Source organism: Azospira sp. I13 (assembly GCF_003112695.1).
In the GTDB taxonomy this organism is placed as follows: Bacteria; Pseudomonadota; Gammaproteobacteria; order Burkholderiales; family Rhodocyclaceae; genus Azospira.
Window position 1 is genome coordinate 116,576 of the sequence record NZ_BFBP01000003.1, and the last position, 16,040, is coordinate 132,615.

General features: G+C 62.4%; 16 protein-coding genes and 2 tRNA genes. 15 read left to right on the plus strand and 3 right to left on the minus strand.

What is annotated here, in order from left to right; genetic code table 11:
- Window positions 1–11: 11 nt before the first annotated feature.
- The 15 genes from rlmN (at window position 12) to AZSI13_RS03120 (ending at window position 15,340) form a co-directional block, all read left to right on the plus strand.
- Window positions 12–1,115, plus strand: coding sequence for a 23S rRNA (adenine(2503)-C(2))-methyltransferase RlmN (rlmN, locus tag AZSI13_RS03050; RefSeq protein WP_109040017.1), 1,104 nt, complete (start codon window positions 12–14; stop codon window positions 1,113–1,115).
- Window positions 1,112–1,918 (plus strand): type IV pilus biogenesis/stability protein PilW, encoded by an 807-nt coding sequence (gene pilW / locus AZSI13_RS03055; RefSeq protein WP_109039717.1) that lies wholly within the window; start codon window positions 1,112–1,114, stop codon window positions 1,916–1,918. The genes rlmN and pilW overlap by 4 nt, the downstream gene beginning before the upstream one ends.
- Window positions 1,915–2,952 (plus strand): helix-turn-helix domain-containing protein, encoded by a 1,038-nt coding sequence (locus AZSI13_RS03060; protein ID WP_109039718.1) that lies wholly within the window; start codon window positions 1,915–1,917, stop codon window positions 2,950–2,952. The genes pilW and AZSI13_RS03060 overlap by 4 nt, the downstream gene beginning before the upstream one ends.
- A gap of 3 nt (window positions 2,953–2,955) precedes the next feature.
- On the plus strand, window positions 2,956–4,218 hold the full coding sequence (gene ispG / locus AZSI13_RS03065) for a flavodoxin-dependent (E)-4-hydroxy-3-methylbut-2-enyl-diphosphate synthase (protein WP_109039719.1): 1,263 nt from the start codon (window positions 2,956–2,958) through the stop codon (window positions 4,216–4,218).
- A 38-nt stretch (window positions 4,219–4,256) separates the two neighbouring features.
- Window positions 4,257–5,555 carry a histidine--tRNA ligase gene (gene hisS / locus AZSI13_RS03070; protein WP_109039720.1) on the plus strand — a complete coding sequence of 433 codons (1,299 nt, stop codon included), beginning with the start codon at window positions 4,257–4,259 and terminating at the stop codon, window positions 5,553–5,555.
- On the plus strand, window positions 5,555–6,229 hold the full coding sequence (locus AZSI13_RS03075) for a tetratricopeptide repeat protein (RefSeq protein WP_109039721.1): 675 nt from the start codon (window positions 5,555–5,557) through the stop codon (window positions 6,227–6,229). Before hisS ends, AZSI13_RS03075 begins: the two co-directional genes overlap by 1 nt.
- Window positions 6,226–7,374: an outer membrane protein assembly factor BamB gene (gene bamB / locus AZSI13_RS03080; protein WP_109039722.1), complete on the plus strand. Its 1,149-nt coding sequence runs from the start codon at window positions 6,226–6,228 to the stop codon at window positions 7,372–7,374. The genes AZSI13_RS03075 and bamB overlap by 4 nt, the downstream gene beginning before the upstream one ends.
- A 21-nt stretch (window positions 7,375–7,395) precedes the next feature.
- Window positions 7,396–8,778 carry a ribosome biogenesis GTPase Der gene (gene der, locus AZSI13_RS03085; RefSeq protein WP_109039723.1) on the plus strand — a complete coding sequence of 461 codons (1,383 nt, stop codon included), beginning with the start codon at window positions 7,396–7,398 and terminating at the stop codon, window positions 8,776–8,778.
- An 83-nt stretch (window positions 8,779–8,861) separates the two neighbouring features.
- Window positions 8,862–9,101 (plus strand): RNA chaperone Hfq, encoded by a 240-nt coding sequence (gene hfq, locus AZSI13_RS03090; RefSeq protein WP_014238149.1) that lies wholly within the window; start codon window positions 8,862–8,864, stop codon window positions 9,099–9,101.
- A 137-nt stretch (window positions 9,102–9,238) separates the two neighbouring features.
- Window positions 9,239–10,423: a GTPase HflX gene (gene hflX / locus AZSI13_RS03095; protein WP_201262289.1), complete on the plus strand. Its 1,185-nt coding sequence runs from the start codon at window positions 9,239–9,241 to the stop codon at window positions 10,421–10,423.
- 72 nt (window positions 10,424–10,495) lie between these two features.
- Window positions 10,496–11,755, plus strand: coding sequence for an FtsH protease activity modulator HflK (hflK, locus tag AZSI13_RS03100; RefSeq protein ID WP_109039724.1), 1,260 nt, complete (start codon window positions 10,496–10,498; stop codon window positions 11,753–11,755).
- 11 nt (window positions 11,756–11,766) lie between these two features.
- Window positions 11,767–12,645 carry a protease modulator HflC gene (gene hflC, locus AZSI13_RS03105; RefSeq protein ID WP_109039725.1) on the plus strand — a complete coding sequence of 293 codons (879 nt, stop codon included), beginning with the start codon at window positions 11,767–11,769 and terminating at the stop codon, window positions 12,643–12,645.
- A 42-nt stretch (window positions 12,646–12,687) separates the two neighbouring features.
- The gene (locus AZSI13_RS03110) at window positions 12,688–12,873 is read left to right on the plus strand and encodes a DUF2065 domain-containing protein (protein WP_109039726.1); all 186 of its coding nucleotides are present in this window, start codon (window positions 12,688–12,690) and stop codon (window positions 12,871–12,873) included.
- Entirely contained in the window at window positions 12,870–14,024 is a 1,155-nt protein-coding gene (locus AZSI13_RS03115; RefSeq protein WP_109039727.1) for an ATP phosphoribosyltransferase regulatory subunit, read from the plus strand. The genes AZSI13_RS03110 and AZSI13_RS03115 overlap by 4 nt, the downstream gene beginning before the upstream one ends.
- 5 nt (window positions 14,025–14,029) lie before the next feature.
- Window positions 14,030–15,340: an adenylosuccinate synthase gene (locus tag AZSI13_RS03120; protein WP_109039728.1), complete on the plus strand. Its 1,311-nt coding sequence runs from the start codon at window positions 14,030–14,032 to the stop codon at window positions 15,338–15,340.
- Between the two features lie 186 nt (window positions 15,341–15,526).
- Here AZSI13_RS03120 and AZSI13_RS03125 read toward each other — a convergent pair.
- From AZSI13_RS03125 to AZSI13_RS03130, 3 genes are all read right to left on the minus strand, one after another.
- Window positions 15,527–15,607: transfer RNA gene (locus AZSI13_RS03125), tRNA-Leu, on the minus strand.
- A 56-nt stretch (window positions 15,608–15,663) separates the two neighbouring features.
- On the minus strand, window positions 15,664–15,987 hold the full coding sequence (locus AZSI13_RS17175; RefSeq protein ID WP_133247249.1) for a hypothetical protein: 324 nt from the start codon (window positions 15,985–15,987) through the stop codon (window positions 15,664–15,666).
- A tRNA-Leu gene (locus tag AZSI13_RS03130) sits at window positions 15,958–16,038 on the minus strand. Before AZSI13_RS03130 ends, AZSI13_RS17175 begins: the two co-directional genes overlap by 30 nt.
- Window positions 16,039–16,040: the final 2 nt, after the last annotated feature.

Sequence of the window (16,040 nt, forward strand, 5' to 3'; positions counted from 1 at the left end):
GCGAGTACATGATGCAAAACCTGCTGGATTTTGATGCCGAAGGCCTGACAGCCTGGTTTGCCGCCCAGGGCGAAAAGCCTTTCCGGGCGCGCCAGGTGCTGCGCTGGATGCATCACTTCGGGCAGTCGGATTTCGATGCCATGACTGACATCGCCAAGAGCCTGCGTGAAAAGCTCAAGGCCAATGCGGTTGTGCTGCCCCCGGCCATCGTCAGCGACAAGCTGTCGGACGACGGCACGCGCAAGTTCCTCTTCGACGTGGGCAACGGCAATGCGGTGGAAACGGTGTTTATCCCGGAAGACGATCGGGGCACCCTGTGCATTTCCACTCAGGCCGGCTGCGCCCTGGACTGCGCCTTCTGCTCCACCGGCAAACAAGGATTCAACCGCAACCTGGCCGTCTCCGAGATCATCGGCCAGCTGTGGCAGGCCAACCGGGCCCTGGGGGTCGATCCCCGCAATCCCGAAAAAGCCGAGCGCATCATCAGCAATGTGGTGCTGATGGGCATGGGCGAGCCCCTGGCCAATTTCGAGGCCGCCGTGGCCGCCCTCAAACTGATGCTGGACGACAACGCCTACGGCCTTTCCCGCCGCCGCGTCACTGTCTCCACCTCCGGCCTGGTGCCGGCCATGGACCGCCTGCGGGATGAATGCCCGGTGGCCCTGGCCGTCTCCCTGCACGCCCCCAACGACAAGCTGCGGGACGATCTGGTGCCGATCAACCAGAAATACCCCATCGCGGAACTGATGGCGGCCTGCCAGCGTTACCTGGAAAAGGCGCCGCGGGATTTCGTGACCTTCGAATACGTGATGCTCGACGGGGTGAACGACAGCGATGTCCATGCCCGGGAACTGCTGGCCATCACCCGCGACGTGCCCTGCAAGTTCAATCTGATTCCCTTCAATCCCTTCCCGGGATCGCCCTTCCGCCGCTCCAAGGCGGAGCGCATCCGCCGTTTCGCCGACATCCTCATCCAGGCCGGCGTCGTCACCACCACCCGCAAGACCCGGGGCGATGACATTGATGCCGCCTGCGGCCAGCTGGCCGGTCAGGTGCAGGACAAGACCAAGCGTAGCGAGCGGCGCACGATCCCCCTTCAGGAGATGCGACCTTGAGCAAGACCCCTTTCCGGCTGCCCTCGTTCCGGCTCTTGATGATTCTCGCCGCCGGCTTGCTGGCTGCCTGCGAAAACACGCCTTCCCGCCCCACGGCGGAGGAGCCCCAATCCCAGGCAGCGGTGACCGGCGATGCCCGCAAGTCCGCCCGGGTCCACACGGAACTCGGCGCCCTCTACTTCCAGGACGGCAAGCTGGCCGTGGCCCTGGAAGAGTTGCGCCTGGCTATCTCCATCGACCCCAGTTACGCACCCGCCCACAATGTCCTGGGCCTGGTGCACATGGACCTGCGGGAAAATGAGGCAGCAGAAACCAGCTTCCGCCGTGCCTTGTCCCTGGCCGGCAACGATCCGGAAATCAACAACAACTATGGCTGGTTTCTTTGCCAGGTCGGGCGGGAAAAGGAATCCCTGACCTATTTCAACAATGCAGTGAAGAATCCGCTGTATCCCACCCCGGACCGTGCCTACGTCAATGCCGGGCGTTGCAGCGAGAAGTTCGGCGACCTGGATGCCGCCGAAACCTATCTGCATCGGGCCCTGCGTCTAGCGCCCAATAATGCCCAGGCCATGCTGTCCCTGGCGACCGTGCTGTACAAGCGGGACAAGATGGACGAATCCTATGCCCTGATTCGCGATATTCACCGCATCTCCGATCCGAATGCGGAATCTCTGTGGCTGGCCCTGCGCCTGGCCCGCAAGATCGGTGATCGTGCCGAGGAAGCCAGCTACAACGCCATGCTGCGCAAGCGTTTCCCCGGCTCTCGCGAAGCCCAGGCTCTCATGAAAGGCAATTTTGAATGAGTGAGCTTGTTCATGATTCTGCTGCGGAGGCGCAGCTCCCTGCGGATGCGGCCCCTGCCGTTGCTGCAGCCCCTGTCGTTCCCGATGTTGGCGCTGTCCTGCGTCAGGCCCGGGAAGATCGTCGCATTTCCGTGGGTGAGGCCGCCCAGATCCTGAAAATCAGCCACCGCCAGGTGGAGGCGCTGGAGCAGGGTGATTGGGCAGCTTTGCCCGGGCAGACCTTCGTTCGCGGTTTCGTACGCAATTACGCCCGTTTCCTGCACCTTGACGCGGAGCCCTTGCTGGCCCAGCTGAAGGCCGACCAGACGCCGGAGAATCCCAATATCGTCCTGCCCCGGGCTTCCACTGCCGAACTGCCCCGTCCTGGCCAGGGCAAGCGCCGGGATCTTGCCGCCATGGCAGGTGCCGCGCTGATGGTGGGGGTGGCGGTGGCCGCCTACTTCGTCGTGCCCGCCGATTTCTGGCAGTCCTCCGCCAAGGAGGAAGTGTCGGCCGAGGTTGGCAAGGATTCGGCTCAGGATTCGGCCAAAGAACCGGAACCGGCTTTCCCGCCCCCCAGTGCCAATGAATCCCCGGCTTCCGGAGCAGAAGTGGCGGGTGCCGTGCCTCCCGTTCCGGCCGCTCCTGTGTCTGCGCCTTCCGCTATTCCTGCTGTTCCCGCTACTCCGGCCACGCCGCCGGCTGTGCCTGCGACCGCCGCTCCGGTAGTGGTACCGCAACCTGTGAACTCCCCAGCGGCGGCTGGTGCAGCAACACCGGCCCCGGCCGCGGTGGTGGCCGTGGCTGCGCCTGCAGGTTCGGGCCCGATCAAGCTGCGTTTCTCCCAGCCCTCCTGGGTTGAGGTGAAGGACAAGACCGGCCAGATCGTTTTTTCCCAGCTGAATCCCGCCGGTAGCGAGCGGGAGGTGGCCGGTGTGCCGCCATTTACCCTGGTGGTGGGTAACGCCACCCATGTGAAACTCACCTACAAGGGCCGGGATATTTCCCTGGAGCCCCGTAGCAAGGACGACGTGGCCCGCGTCACGCTCGACTGATTCATGTCCGATTCCCGTACGACTTCTCCTGCCGATCCCTACGCCATTCCCCGTCACCCCACTCTGGGCGTGAGTGTGGGCGGCATCGTTATCGGCGGCGGTGCCCCGGTAGTGGTGCAGTCCATGACCAACACGGATACCGAGGATTACCTCGCCACTGCCCTGCAGACGGCAGAACTGGCCCGGGCTGGCTCTGAATTGGTGCGCATCACGGTAAATACGCCGGAAGCGGCCGCCGCCGTGCCGAAGATTCGCGAACACCTGGACCGTCTCGGCCTGTCCGTGCCCCTGATTGGCGACTTCCACTACAACGGCCATCGTCTGCTGGCGGACAACCCGGCGTGTGCTCAGGCCCTGGCCAAGTACCGCATCAATCCCGGTAACGTGGGTCACGGCAAGAAGCGCGACGAGCAGTTTGCCCAGATGATCGAACTGGCTTGCCAGTACGACAAGCCGGTGCGCATCGGCGTGAACTGGGGCAGCCTGGACCAGGACCTGTTGGCCCGCATCATGGACGAGAACGCTAGACGGGCCGAGCCGAAGGATGCCGTGCGGATCATGCGCGAGGCCATGGTGACTTCCGCCCTGGAGTCGGCTGACAAGGCCGTGGAAATTGGCTTGCCGGCCGATCACATCGTGCTTTCCTGCAAGGTTTCCGGCGTGCAGGACCTTATCGCCATCTACCGCGAGCTTTCTGCCCGCTCCCAATACGCCCTGCACCTGGGGCTGACCGAGGCCGGGATGGGCAGCAAGGGCATCGTCGCTTCCACCGCCGCCATGGGCGTGCTGCTCCAGGAAGGCATTGGCGATACCATCCGCGTCTCCCTCACCCCCGAACCCGGTGGCAAGCGCACTGGCGAAGTGGTGGTGGCGCAGGAAATGCTGCAGACCATGGGGCTGCGGGCCTTTACCCCCATGGTGGCGGCCTGTCCCGGCTGCGGCCGCACCACCAGCACCTTCTTCCAGGAACTGGCCTCCACCATCCAGGATTATGTGCGGGCCGAAATGCCGCAGTGGCGTACTGAATACGACGGGGTCGAGAACATGACCCTGGCGGTGATGGGCTGTGTGGTGAATGGCCCCGGCGAGAGCAAGCACGCCAACATCGGCATTTCCCTGCCGGGCACCGGTGAAGCGCCGGCCGCCCCGGTGTTCGAGGACGGGGAAAAGACCGTAACCCTGCGCGGCGACAACATTGCCGAAGAATTCAAGGCCATCGTGGATCGTTACGTGGCCCGGACCTACCAGCGCAAACTTCAAAAATGAGCGGCGCGACCCAGCGGTCGCGCACTGAATACGGATTTATGAGCCAGAAAACCTTGCAAGCCGTGCGCGGGATGAACGACATCCTGCCCGATGAAGCCGAACTGTGGGAACGTTTTGAGGAGGTCATCCGCTCCTGGCTGCACAGCTACGGCTACCGCCCTGTGCGCATGCCCATTGTCGAGCCGACGGGCCTTTTCAAGCGGGCTATCGGCGAAGTCACCGACATTGTCGAGAAGGAAATGTATTCCTTCGAAGACGCCCTCAACGGCGAACAGCTGACCCTGCGCCCCGAAGGGACCGCCGGCTGCGTGCGGGCTGTGATCCAGCACAGCCTGGCCGCCCAGCAGCCGCGCCGGCTCTATTACATGGGCCAGATGTTCCGCCACGAGCGGCCCCAGAAAGGGCGCTATCGCCAGTTCCACCAGGTGGGCGTGGAGTCCTTTGGTTTTACCGGTCCCGATGTCGATGCCGAGCAGATTCTCATGGGTGCCCGTCTGTGGGACGACCTGGGGCTGGAAGGCATCTCCCTGCAGATCAACAGTCTGGGCCAGCCGGAAGAGCGGGCCCGCCACCGGGCCGAGCTGATCGCCTATTTCGAGGCCCATGCCGAGTTGCTGGATGAAGATGCCCAGCGTCGCCTGCATACCAACCCTCTGCGCATTCTCGACACCAAGAATCCGGCCATGCAGGAGATGTGCGCCCAGGCGCCCAAGCTGCTGGATTTCCTCGGCCCCGAATCCCTGGCCCACTTCGAGGGTGTGCAGCAGGTGCTGCGCGATGCCGGCGTGCCCTATACCGTCAATCCTCGCCTGGTGCGGGGCCTGGACTACTACAACCTGACCGTGTTCGAATGGGTGACCGACCGTCTTGGCGCCCAGGGAACGGTCTGCGCCGGCGGCCGCTACGACGGCCTGGTGGAACAGCTGGGGGGCAAACCCACCCCGGCCTGCGGCTTCGCCATGGGCGTCGAACGCCTCATCGCCCTGATCCAGGATCAGGACCTGGCGGGCGGCCCCGAAGCAGTGGATGTCTATGTGGTGCACCAGGGCGAATCTGCCAGCCGGCTCGCCTTCCGCGTCGCCGAAGGGCTGCGGGACAACGGTATGGCCGTCATCCTCAATTGCGGCAGCGGCAGCTTCAAGAGCCAGATGAAGAAGGCCGACGGCAGCGGTGCCGCCTACGCTGTCATCATCGGCGACGATGAGGCCGCCGCTGGCGAAGTGACGCTCAAGTCCCTGCGCAGTGCCGATGGCGAGAAGGGCGAACAACAGCGGGTGAAGGTGGACGATCTGCCTGCCACCCTGATGGAATCGATCATTGATTGGGAAGAGGAATAATGGCCGTTTACGACTTGCAGGAGCAGGAACAGCTCGACGAAATCAAGACCTGGTGGAAACAGTATGGCAATCAGGTGACGGCCATCCTGTTGGCGGCGGCCATTGGCGTCGCCGGCTGGCAGGGCTGGAATTGGTACCAGGGCCGCGAAGCGGTGCAGGCGGCAGCGGTCTACGGCGTGTTGCAGAAAGCCGCCATGGAAGGCGACGTGCAGCGCCTGAAGGCCGCCGCCGGCGAACTACTGGAGAACCACAAGCGTTCCGCCTATGCCTCCCTCGGCGCCCTGACTGCGGCCAAGGCTGCCTTTGATGCCGGCGACCTGAAGACGGCCAAGCTGCAACTGGCCTGGGTGGCGGATAACGGCAAGGATGAGCTGAAGGATCTGGCCCGCCTGCGTCTGGTGGCTGTGCTGCTCGACGAGAAAGCCTACGATGAAGCCCTGAAGCAGCTGGAAGCCAAGCCGCTACCTGCCTTTGCCGCCCGTTTTGCCGAGGCTCGAGGCGATGTGCTGCTGGCCCAGGACAAAAAGGTGGATGCCAAAGCCGCGTTCACCGCCGCCTTGAACGAACTGGACGCGGCCGCCAAGAGCGGCACCGGGGCTCAGGATGCCCGTGCCGCCGCCGCCTACCGCGAAGTGCTGCAGCAGAAGGCCGATGCCTTGGGAGACGCCAAGTGAACTCCTCCCGGGTTCTCCTCGGCCTGCTGCTGGCGGCAGCACTAACGGGCTGCTCCACGGTGGAGAAGCTCAATCCCTTTGCCAGCACCCCCAAGGTGAAAATGGCCGAGCTGGAAAATATCCAGGCCACGGCTGACGTCAAGATTCTCTGGCAAGGCAAGGCCGGTAAGGCCGAGGACTATGTCTTCACCCCGGCGGTGGTGGATAGCTCGGTTTATGTGGCGGCCCAGAACGGCAGCATTACCCGTTTTGATGACGGCAAGCAGGTTTGGCAGGTTTCTGCCGGCCAGTTGCTGTCCGGTGGCGTTGGCAGCGATGGCCGCCTGGTGGTGGTGGGCACGCCCAAGGGCGAAGTCATCGCCTTCGATGCCAAGGATGGCAAGCAACTGTGGAAGGTCCGGGCCAGTGCCGACATTCTGGCTGCCCCGGCCGTGACCCTCGATCTGGTGGTGGTGCGTACCGGCGACAACCGGCTCTACGGTTATGACAGTACCGATGGCAAGCGCAAGTGGGTGTATCAGCGCAGCAATCCGGCGCTTTCCCTGCGCAATGCCGCACCGCCCCTGATTTCCGACCGCTATGCTTTTGCCGGCTTTCCTGGCGGCAAGCTGGTGGCTGTCTCCCTGCAGAACGGCGCTGCCGTCTGGGAAGGCACCGTCGCTACCCCCAAAGGCACGACGGAGCTGGATCGTGTGGCCGATATCACCAGCGCCCCCGTCATGGATGGTCCCCAGGTGTGCGCCGTGGCCTATCAAGGCCGAGTGGCTTGCTTCGACCTGAGCAACGGCAGCCTGATCTGGGCCCGCGACATGTCGTCTGCCGCCGGTCTGGCCATGGACAACCGCAATATCTACGTCACCGACGACAAGGGGGCTGTCCATGCCCTGGACCGCTACCGCGGGACATCCCTGTGGAAGCAGGACAAGCTCTTCCTGCGCCAACTCACCGCGCCACGTACCGGCCGCGGTCTGGTGGCCGTGGGCGACGTCAAGGGGGTGGTGCATTTCCTCAATCGTGACGACGGCTCCTTCAGCGCCCGCGTCACCACCGATGGCAGCCCTCTGGTTGCCGCTCCCCAGCCCTATGGTAGTGGCTGGGTTTTCCAGACCCTGGGGGGCGGTGTTTACGCCCTCGATGTGCAATAACCTCCGTAGAAAGCAATACCTGTGAAACCCACCCTGGTACTGGTCGGCCGGCCTAACGTAGGCAAGTCCACCCTGTTCAATCGCCTGACCAAGACCCGTGACGCCATCGTGGCGGATATGCCGGGCCTGACCCGGGATCGCCATTACGGCCACGGCAAGGTGGGAACCAAGCCCTATCTGGTGGTGGATACAGGGGGCTTCGAACCCCTGGCCAAGGAAGGCATATTCCACGAAATGGCGCGCCAGACCGAGCAGGCCATCGCCGAAGCTGACGCCGTCATTTTTGTGGTGGATGGCCGGGTCGGCATGACGGCCCAGGACAAGGAAATTGCCAACAAGCTGCGCAAGATCCAGCGCCCCGTCTTCGTCGCCGTGAACAAGGCCGAAGGCATGAAGCACACGGTGGTGGCAGCCGATTTCTACGAACTAGGCCTGGGCGAACCTCACCCGATTTCCGCCACCCACGGCGACGGGGTGCGGGACATCGTGGAGCAGGCTCTGGCCGAATTCCCCGAGCCGGACGAAGGCGAGGATAAGGATGAAACGCCCCGGGTAGCCATTGTTGGCCGTCCCAACGTTGGCAAGAGCACCCTCATCAATGCCCTGATGGGCGAGGAACGGGTCATCGCCTTCGACATGCCGGGAACCACCCGGGATGCCATTTTTGTCGACTTCGAGCGCAACGGGCGCAAGTACACTCTGATCGATACGGCCGGCCTGCGCCGCCGCGGCAAGGTCTTCGAGGCGGTGGAAAAATTCTCGGTGATCAAGACCCTGCAATCCATCGAAGATGCCAACGTAGTGGTGCTGGTGCTCGATGCGGACCAGGACATTTCCGACCAGGACGCCCACATCGCCGGCTTTGCCGTGGATTCCGGCCGGGCCCTGGTGGTGGCTGTAAATAAGTGGGACACCCTGGATTCCTACCGCCGGGAACGCATCAAGGTGGATCTGGAGCAGAAGCTGAAATTTCTCAACTTCGCTACCTTCCACTACATTTCGGCCCTCAAGGGCATGGGCCTGGAAAAGCTATTCGCCTCCGTGGACCGGGCCTACGCCGCTGCCATGGCCAAGCTGCCCACGCCCAAGCTGACCCGCGTGTTGCTGGATGCCGTGGCGCGCCAGGCACCGCCGCGGCACGGCATTTTCCGCCCCAAGCTGCGCTATGCCCACCAGGGGGGCTCCAATCCGCCCCTCATCGTGGTGCATGGCAACGCCCTGGATGCCTTGCCCGAAAGTTACCGTCGCTACTTGGAGCATACCTTCCGGGAAGTGTTCAAGCTCCAGGGTACGCCCCTGCGTATCCAGTTCAACGTTGCCCACAATCCCTATGCCGTCAAGGCGGTGCGCAAGACCGGTAATCCGCGGGATACCTTTTACAAGAACAAGGACAAAAAGTCTTGAATTTACGGGTTTATCCGGTGGCATTCCCCCGGAAAATCCATTAAAGTGCATTTTCCATAACAACGAACCATGGAGTTTCAGCCATGAGCAATAAAGGGCAACTGTTACAAGACCCGTTTCTCAATACCCTTCGCCGGGAACACGTGCCGGTTTCCATCTACCTGGTAAATGGTATCAAGCTCCAGGGTCAGATCGAATCTTTCGACCAGTACGTGGTGTTGCTCAAGAACACTGTTACCCAGATGGTCTACAAGCACGCCATTTCCACCGTGGTCCCCGCCCGTCCGGTCAATATTCAGCAGGACAACGGCGCCGAGTCGTGATCGCCGTTCCCCTCAGTTTTTCCGGCCCGCCGGATGTTCCGGCGGGCCTTGTCGTTTTCGGCTCCCTGCATCGCCCTTCGCGCCCAACGGCGCATCCCTCCTTGTCCTGCTTCTTGTACCTTTCCTACGCCTGATTCATGTTCGATCGACCTTCTTCCGGTGATCCCAGGGTCCCCGGCTCCGAGCGCGCCCTGCTGATTCAGGTGGATTTCGGCCAGGCTGACCTGGCCGATTCCCTGGAAGAGCTTCGCCTGCTGGCCACTTCCGCCGGTGCCGAAGTGGTGGATACGCTGGTGGCCAAGCGTGGCTCCCCGGATCCCGCCACTTTCGTCGGCAAGGGCAAGGTGCAGGAAATCGGCGCCGTAGCGGCAGCCCATGACGCGACGCTGGTTATCTTCAACCACGAACTTTCCCCTGCCCAGGAACGCAACCTGGAGCGGGTGCTGCAATGCCGGGTGATTGACCGGACCAGCCTGATCCTCGATATCTTCGCCCTGCGGGCGGCTAGTGCCGAGGGTAAATTGCAGGTCGAACTGGCCCAGCTGGAGCACCTGGCGACTCGCCTAGTGCGAGGCTGGACTCACCTGGAACGGCAGCGTGGCGGTATCGGCATGCGCGGTCCCGGTGAAAAGCAGCTGGAGACGGACCGTCGTCTGCTCGGCGTCCGGGTGAAGACCCTGAAGGAGAGGCTGGCCCGTCTTTCCCGCCAGCGCAACGTGCAGCGCCGCTCCCGGTCGCGGCGGGATGTGCTGACTGTTTCCCTGGTGGGCTATACCAACGCCGGCAAATCCACCCTGTTCAATGCCATGACCAAGGCCGGCGTCTACGCAGCCGACCAGTTGTTTGCAACGCTGGATACCACCTCCCGCAAGGTTTGGCTGCCAGAAGTGGGTTCCATTGTCCTGTCGGATACGGTGGGCTTCATCCGTGATCTGCCCCATGCCCTGGTGGCGGCTTTCCATGCCACCCTGGAGGCCACGGCCCAGGCCGATCTGCAGCTGCACGTGGTGGATTCCGCCTCCCATGCCCGGGAAGAGCAGATTGTCGAAGTTAACAAGGTCCTGCACGAGATCGAGGCGGACGGCGTCCCCCAGATTCTGGTCTGGAACAAGGCTGACCTTACGGGCTTGCCCGCCGCTGTGGAGCGGGACGAGTATGGTAAAATTCGCCGGGTCCGATTGAGCGCCAGAACAGGAGAGGGGCTCGATTTGCTGCGCCAGGCCCTGGTGGAATTCGCCAAGGAAAATTCCCGCGGCATGGATGCGCCGCTTGCCGATAATGGCGGCGCAGACGAAGCGGACCCCGACACTCAACCCGGATGAGCGGTTCCCAACCGTCTTCACTACGCGTCCTCAATACGAGCCCCCGACATGATTTCTAGCATTGGACTACTGATGTCGCTCAACGACCCCCAGTGGGGCAATCGCGGCAACAATGGCGATGGCCGTCGACCCAACCAAGGACCTCCCGACCTGGAAGACCTGTGGCGTGATTTCAACCGCCGCCTGTCCGGCATGTTCGGCAAGAAGGGGGGCGGCAACTTTGGCGGTGGCGACTCCGGCGGCCCTGTAGATTTCAACCCCAAGCTGTTTCGCGGCGGTGTTGGCCTGTTGCTCGGCCTGGCCGCGCTGATCTGGCTAGCTTCCGGCTTCTATATCGTCGATGCTTCCCAGCGCGGCGTGGTGCTGCAGTTTGGCAAGTTCAAGGAAGCCTCGGAGCCCGGCCTGCGCTGGCGCCTGCCGTTCCCCATTGAATCCCACGAACTGGTGAACCTCTCCGGCGTGCGCACCAAGGAAGTGGGCTACCGGGGCTCCGAACGCAACAAGGTGGCCAAAGAGGCCCTGATGCTGACGGATGACGAGAACATCATCAACATCCAGTTTGCCGTCCAGTACTACCTCAAGGATCCGGTGGAGTATCTCTTCAACAACCGGGATGCGGATGAGGCGGTCATGCAGGCTTCCGAAACCGCCATTCGCGAGATCGTCGGCAAGAGCAAGATGGACTTTGTCCTGTACGAAGGCCGTGAGCAGGTGGCCGCTCAGGCTGCCAAGCTGATTCAGGACATTCTTGATCGCTACAACACCGGCATCCTCATTTCCCGAGTGACCATGCAGAACGCCCAGCCGCCGGAGCAGGTCCAGGCGGCCTTTGACGATGCCGTGAAGGCAGGGCAGGACCGGGAACGCCAGAAGAACGAAGGTCAGGCCTACGCCAACGACGTGATTCCGCGGGCCAAGGGTACGGCGGCCCGCTTGATGCAGGAAGCCGACGGTTACAAGCAGCGCATGGTGGCCACCGCCGAGGGTGATGCCAGCCGCTTCAAGCAGGTGCTGACCGAGTATGCCAAGGCCCCCGATGTGACCCGCCAGCGTCTGTATCTGGAAACCATGCAGCAGGTCCTTTCCAGCACCTCCAAGGTCATGGTGGATGCCAAGGCTGGCAGCAATCTTCTGTATCTGCCCCTGGACAAGTTGATGGAAACCGTCAATAGCGGCGCAGCACCTGCCGCGGGCGCCAATGCCAACAATGTTGCTGAAAGCACGGTCAACCGCAGCGTGCCCATTTCCAACGAGGTTCCTCCTCAACTGGAAAAGAACAACGACCTGCGTTCCCGTGATGCCCTGCGCTCCCGGGACCGGGACGCCCGTTAAGGATCATCGGCATGAAACAGAGTATCGGATTTGTCGGCGGCCTCGTTGCCGTTCTCGTGGTGGTGGCCGGCCTGTGCCTGTTCACCGTGGATCAGCGCCAGTACGCCCTGATTTTTCAGCTGGGTGAGGTCAAGCAGGTGGTGACCGAGCCGGGCCTTAACTTCAAGTGGCCCCTCATCCAGAACGTCCGTTTCTTCGACCGTCGCATCCTGACCCTGGATTCCCCGGATCCGGAGCGTTTCATCACCTCCGAGAAGAAGAACGTGCTGGTGGATTCCTACGTCAAGTGGCGCATCGTTGATCCCAAGCTCTACTACATCTCCGTGGGGGGCGATGAGTCCCGGGCCCGTACCCGTCTCTCCCAGACCGTCAATGCCAGCCTGCGGGAAGAGTTCGGCAAGCGCACCGTGCATGACGTGGTTTCCGGTGAGCGGGACAAGATCATGGACGACATGCGGGAAAAGGCCGACCAGGACGCCCGCAAGATCGGCGTGCAGATCGTGGACGTGCGTTTGAAGCGTGTTGAATTGCCCCAGGAAGTCAGTGAATCCGTCTATCGCCGCATGGAAGCCGAGCGCAAGCGGGTGGCCAACGAATTGCGCTCCCAGGGCGCTGCCGAAGCGGAAAAGATTCGCGCCGATGCAGACCGCCAGCGTGAAGTGCTGGTGGCCGAGGCCTATCGGGACGCCCAGAAGATCAAGGGTGAAGGCGATGCCAAGGCTGCCGCCATCTACGGTCAGGCTTTCGGCCAGAACCCCGAGTTCTTCGCCTTCTACCGCAGCATGGAGGCCTATCGCTCCACCTTTAAGAGCAAGAGCGATGTCATGGTGCTGGAGCCCAATTCCGACTTCTTCAAATACATGAAGAACGTGGGCCGGAGCGGCAAGTAATTCGGCCCTTATCGGTACGAAAACGCTTGCCAGTTCTCGCCCATGGGTGAAAATCTGCTCCTTGCCTTTGCCCTCATGCTGGTGCTTGAGGGCGTCGTTCCCTTTCTCGCGCCCCAGGCCTGGCGCGAGACATTTCGCCGCCTCATCGCCATGAGCGACGGCCAGATCCGCTTCATCGGCCTTTCCGCCATGATCGTGGGTCTTCTACTGTTGATGATTTTCAAATGAACTGGTTGCTACCTGAATACCTGGCGGACGCCCTTCCGGCGGAAGCCGCCAATATCGAGCGCCTGCGGCGCCAGACCCTGGATCTGTTCGGCCGGCATGGCTACGAACTGGTCATGCCGCCCCTGCTCGAGTACCTGGAATCCCTGCTCACCGGTGCCGGCCAGGACCTGCGCCTGAAGACCTTCAAGCTGGTGGATCAGTTGTCCGGCCGCACCATGGGGGTACGGGCTGACATCACCCCCCAGGTGGCCCGTATTGATGCTCATCTGCTCAACCGCGATGGTGTTGTGCGCCTCAGCTACTGCGGCAGCGTTCTCCATACCCTGCCGGCGCCGGTGGCCGGTACGCGCCAGCCGATCCAGATCGGTGCCGAGATTTACGGTTATGCCGGTGTCGAGGCCGACCTCGAGATCATTCGTCTGATGGCGGCATCCCTTGCGCAAGCAGGCCTGAATGCCACCCGGCTTGATCTCGGGCATGTCGGGATTTTCCGCGCCATTGCCCAGGCTGCCGGCTTGCCGGCCGAGGCTGATGAAGAAGTTTTTGCCCTGCTGCAGACCAAGGATGTTCCCGGGCTTCAGGCGGCTTGTGCCGGCCTGCCCGAATCCTATCGTTCCGCCCTGTTGCGCCTGACCGAACTGTACGGCGACGCCGGAGTGCTTGAGCGTGCCCGGCGTACCCTGCCGGACCTGCCAGCTGTGACCGAGGCCCTGGATACCTTGTCGGCCCTGGCCGCCAGGGCGGCCGATCTGCCCATTGGCTTCGACCTGTCGGACCTGCGGGGCTATCATTATCACAACGGCCTCGTCTTTGCCGCCTACACGCCGGGTTATGCCAGTGCCCTGGCCTTAGGCGGGCGCTACGACGGGGCCGGCGAAGCATTCGGCCGGGCACGGCCGGCCACCGGTTTCTCCATGGACTTGCGCGAAGTGGCCCGCCTGGCGCCTGTTGCCACCCGACCTCTGGCCATTCTCGCCCCCTGCAATAATGGGGACGATGGGCTGGCGGCGGTGATCGCGGAACTGCGGGCCAGGGGCGAAGCTGTCGTGGAGTTGCTGCCGGGTCAGCAGGCGGGCGGGGCCATGCCCTGCGACCGCCGGCTGGAGCAGCAGAGCGGCAAATGGATTATTGCAGCAATCAATAAGGACTAAGCGGTATGGCTAAGAACGTCGTGGTCGTCGGCACCCAGTGGGGCGACGAGGGGAAGGGAAAGATCGTCGATTGGCTGACGGACAACGCTCAAGGCGTGGTGCGTTTCCAGGGCGGTCACAATGCCGGCCACACCCTGGTGGTGGGAGAGCGCGAGTACAAGCTGAACCTGGTGCCCTCCGGCATCGTGCGCGACGGCGTGCAGTGCTACATCGGCAACGGCGTGGTGCTGGATATCCAGCACCTCCTGGCCGAAATCAAGATTCTGGAAGAGGGTGGCCTGGACGTGCGTTCCCGCCTCAAGGTCAGCCCCGGCTGCCCCCTGATCCTGCCCTACCACTCCGCCATCGACAAGGCACGGGAAGCGGCCAAGTGCGCCGACCAGAAGATCGGCACCACCGGCAAGGGCATCGGCCCGGCCTATGAAGACAAGGTGGCCCGCCGCGGTCTGCGGGTCTATGACCTGTTCAACCCGGAGCGCTTTGCTGCCAAGCTGAAGGAAGTGATGGAGTACCACAACTTCATCCTGACCAAGCTGCTGGGCGCCGAGCCGGTTTCCTACGAAGCCGTACTGAAACAGGCCCTGGCCAATGCGGAACAGATCAAACCCCTGGTGGCCGACGTTTCCGCCGCCATCTACGAATCCAACAAGGCCGGCCAGAACCTGCTGTTTGAAGGTGCCCAGGGCACCCTGCTGGACATCGACCACGGCACCTATCCCTTCGTCACCTCCAGCAACTGTGTGGCCGGTCAGGCCGCGGCAGGCGCCGGTGTTGGTCCCGGCATGCTGCATTACGTGCTGGGTATCACCAAGGCCTATTGCACCCGCGTTGGCGGTGGTCCTTTCCCCTCCGAGCTGGATATCGACACCGCCGGCTGTCCCGGCCACCAGATGTCCACCAAGGGCAAGGAATTCGGTACCGTCACCGGCCGGAAGCGCCGCTGTGGCTGGTTCGATGCTGCTGCCCTGCGCCGTTCCGCCCGCATCAACGGCGTCACCGGTCTGTGCATTACCAAGCTCGACGTGCTCGACGGTCTGGAAGAGCTGCACATCTGCACCGGCTACAAGCTCGATGGCAAGGTACTGGATCTGCTGCCCATCGGCGCCGACGAAGTGGCCCGTTGTGAGCCGATCTACGAAACCATGCCCGGCTGGACGGCCACCACCTTCGGTGCCAAGCGCTGGGAAGACCTGCCGGCTACCGCCCAGGCCTATCTGGATCGTATTCAGGCCCTGTGCGAGATTCCGATCGATATCGTCTCTACTGGCCCGGAGCGGGACGAAACCATCCTCAAGCGGCACCCCTTCGCCGTCTGATTAAAAAGCCGGCGCCAGGCGCCGGCTTTTTTCTTTCATCTTCGTGCAGTCAAATACCCTTAAGCTTGAGCAATACTGCTTGTACAGCGCTTCCGGCACTGTCGTTGGTGATCAAAGTGATCAATTCGGAGCCAGAAAAGCAAAAAGCCGAAAATTCTTGAAGAATTTTCGGCTTTGCCTGAACCTTGGTGCCCAGGAGAGGACTCGAACCTCCACAGTGTTGCCACCGCCAGGACCTGAACCTGGTGCGTCTACCAATTCCGCCACCTNAAGAGCCCGAATTATAATGAAGCTCCGGGTATTCCTGCAAGAGGGAAAATGAATTATTTTGCAGGCCCCACGAAAAAGCCGAAAAGACCATCTTCCCCATGCTGATGATTGCCGATACTGTTACTTCTTTTCCCATTACCTTCTCCAGCCCGGATTCCGTTCGGGAAGGGCAGGGGGGCTTTGGGCGGGTGGTAGGTATCGTCGCCGCGCGTGGTGTTGCCGGACGGACCCATGCCCATGTCGCCGGGTTGAGTGAAGTCGGGGTGGAAGTTGTAATGCAGCGGGATGTGATGCAGAAGATGCAGAAAAACAAAAAGCCGGCAAAAGCCGGCTTGATGTCTGAAACCTGGTGCCCAGGAGAGGACTCGAACCTCCACAGTGTTGCCACCGCCAGGACCTGAACCTGGTGCGTCTACCAATTCCGCCACCT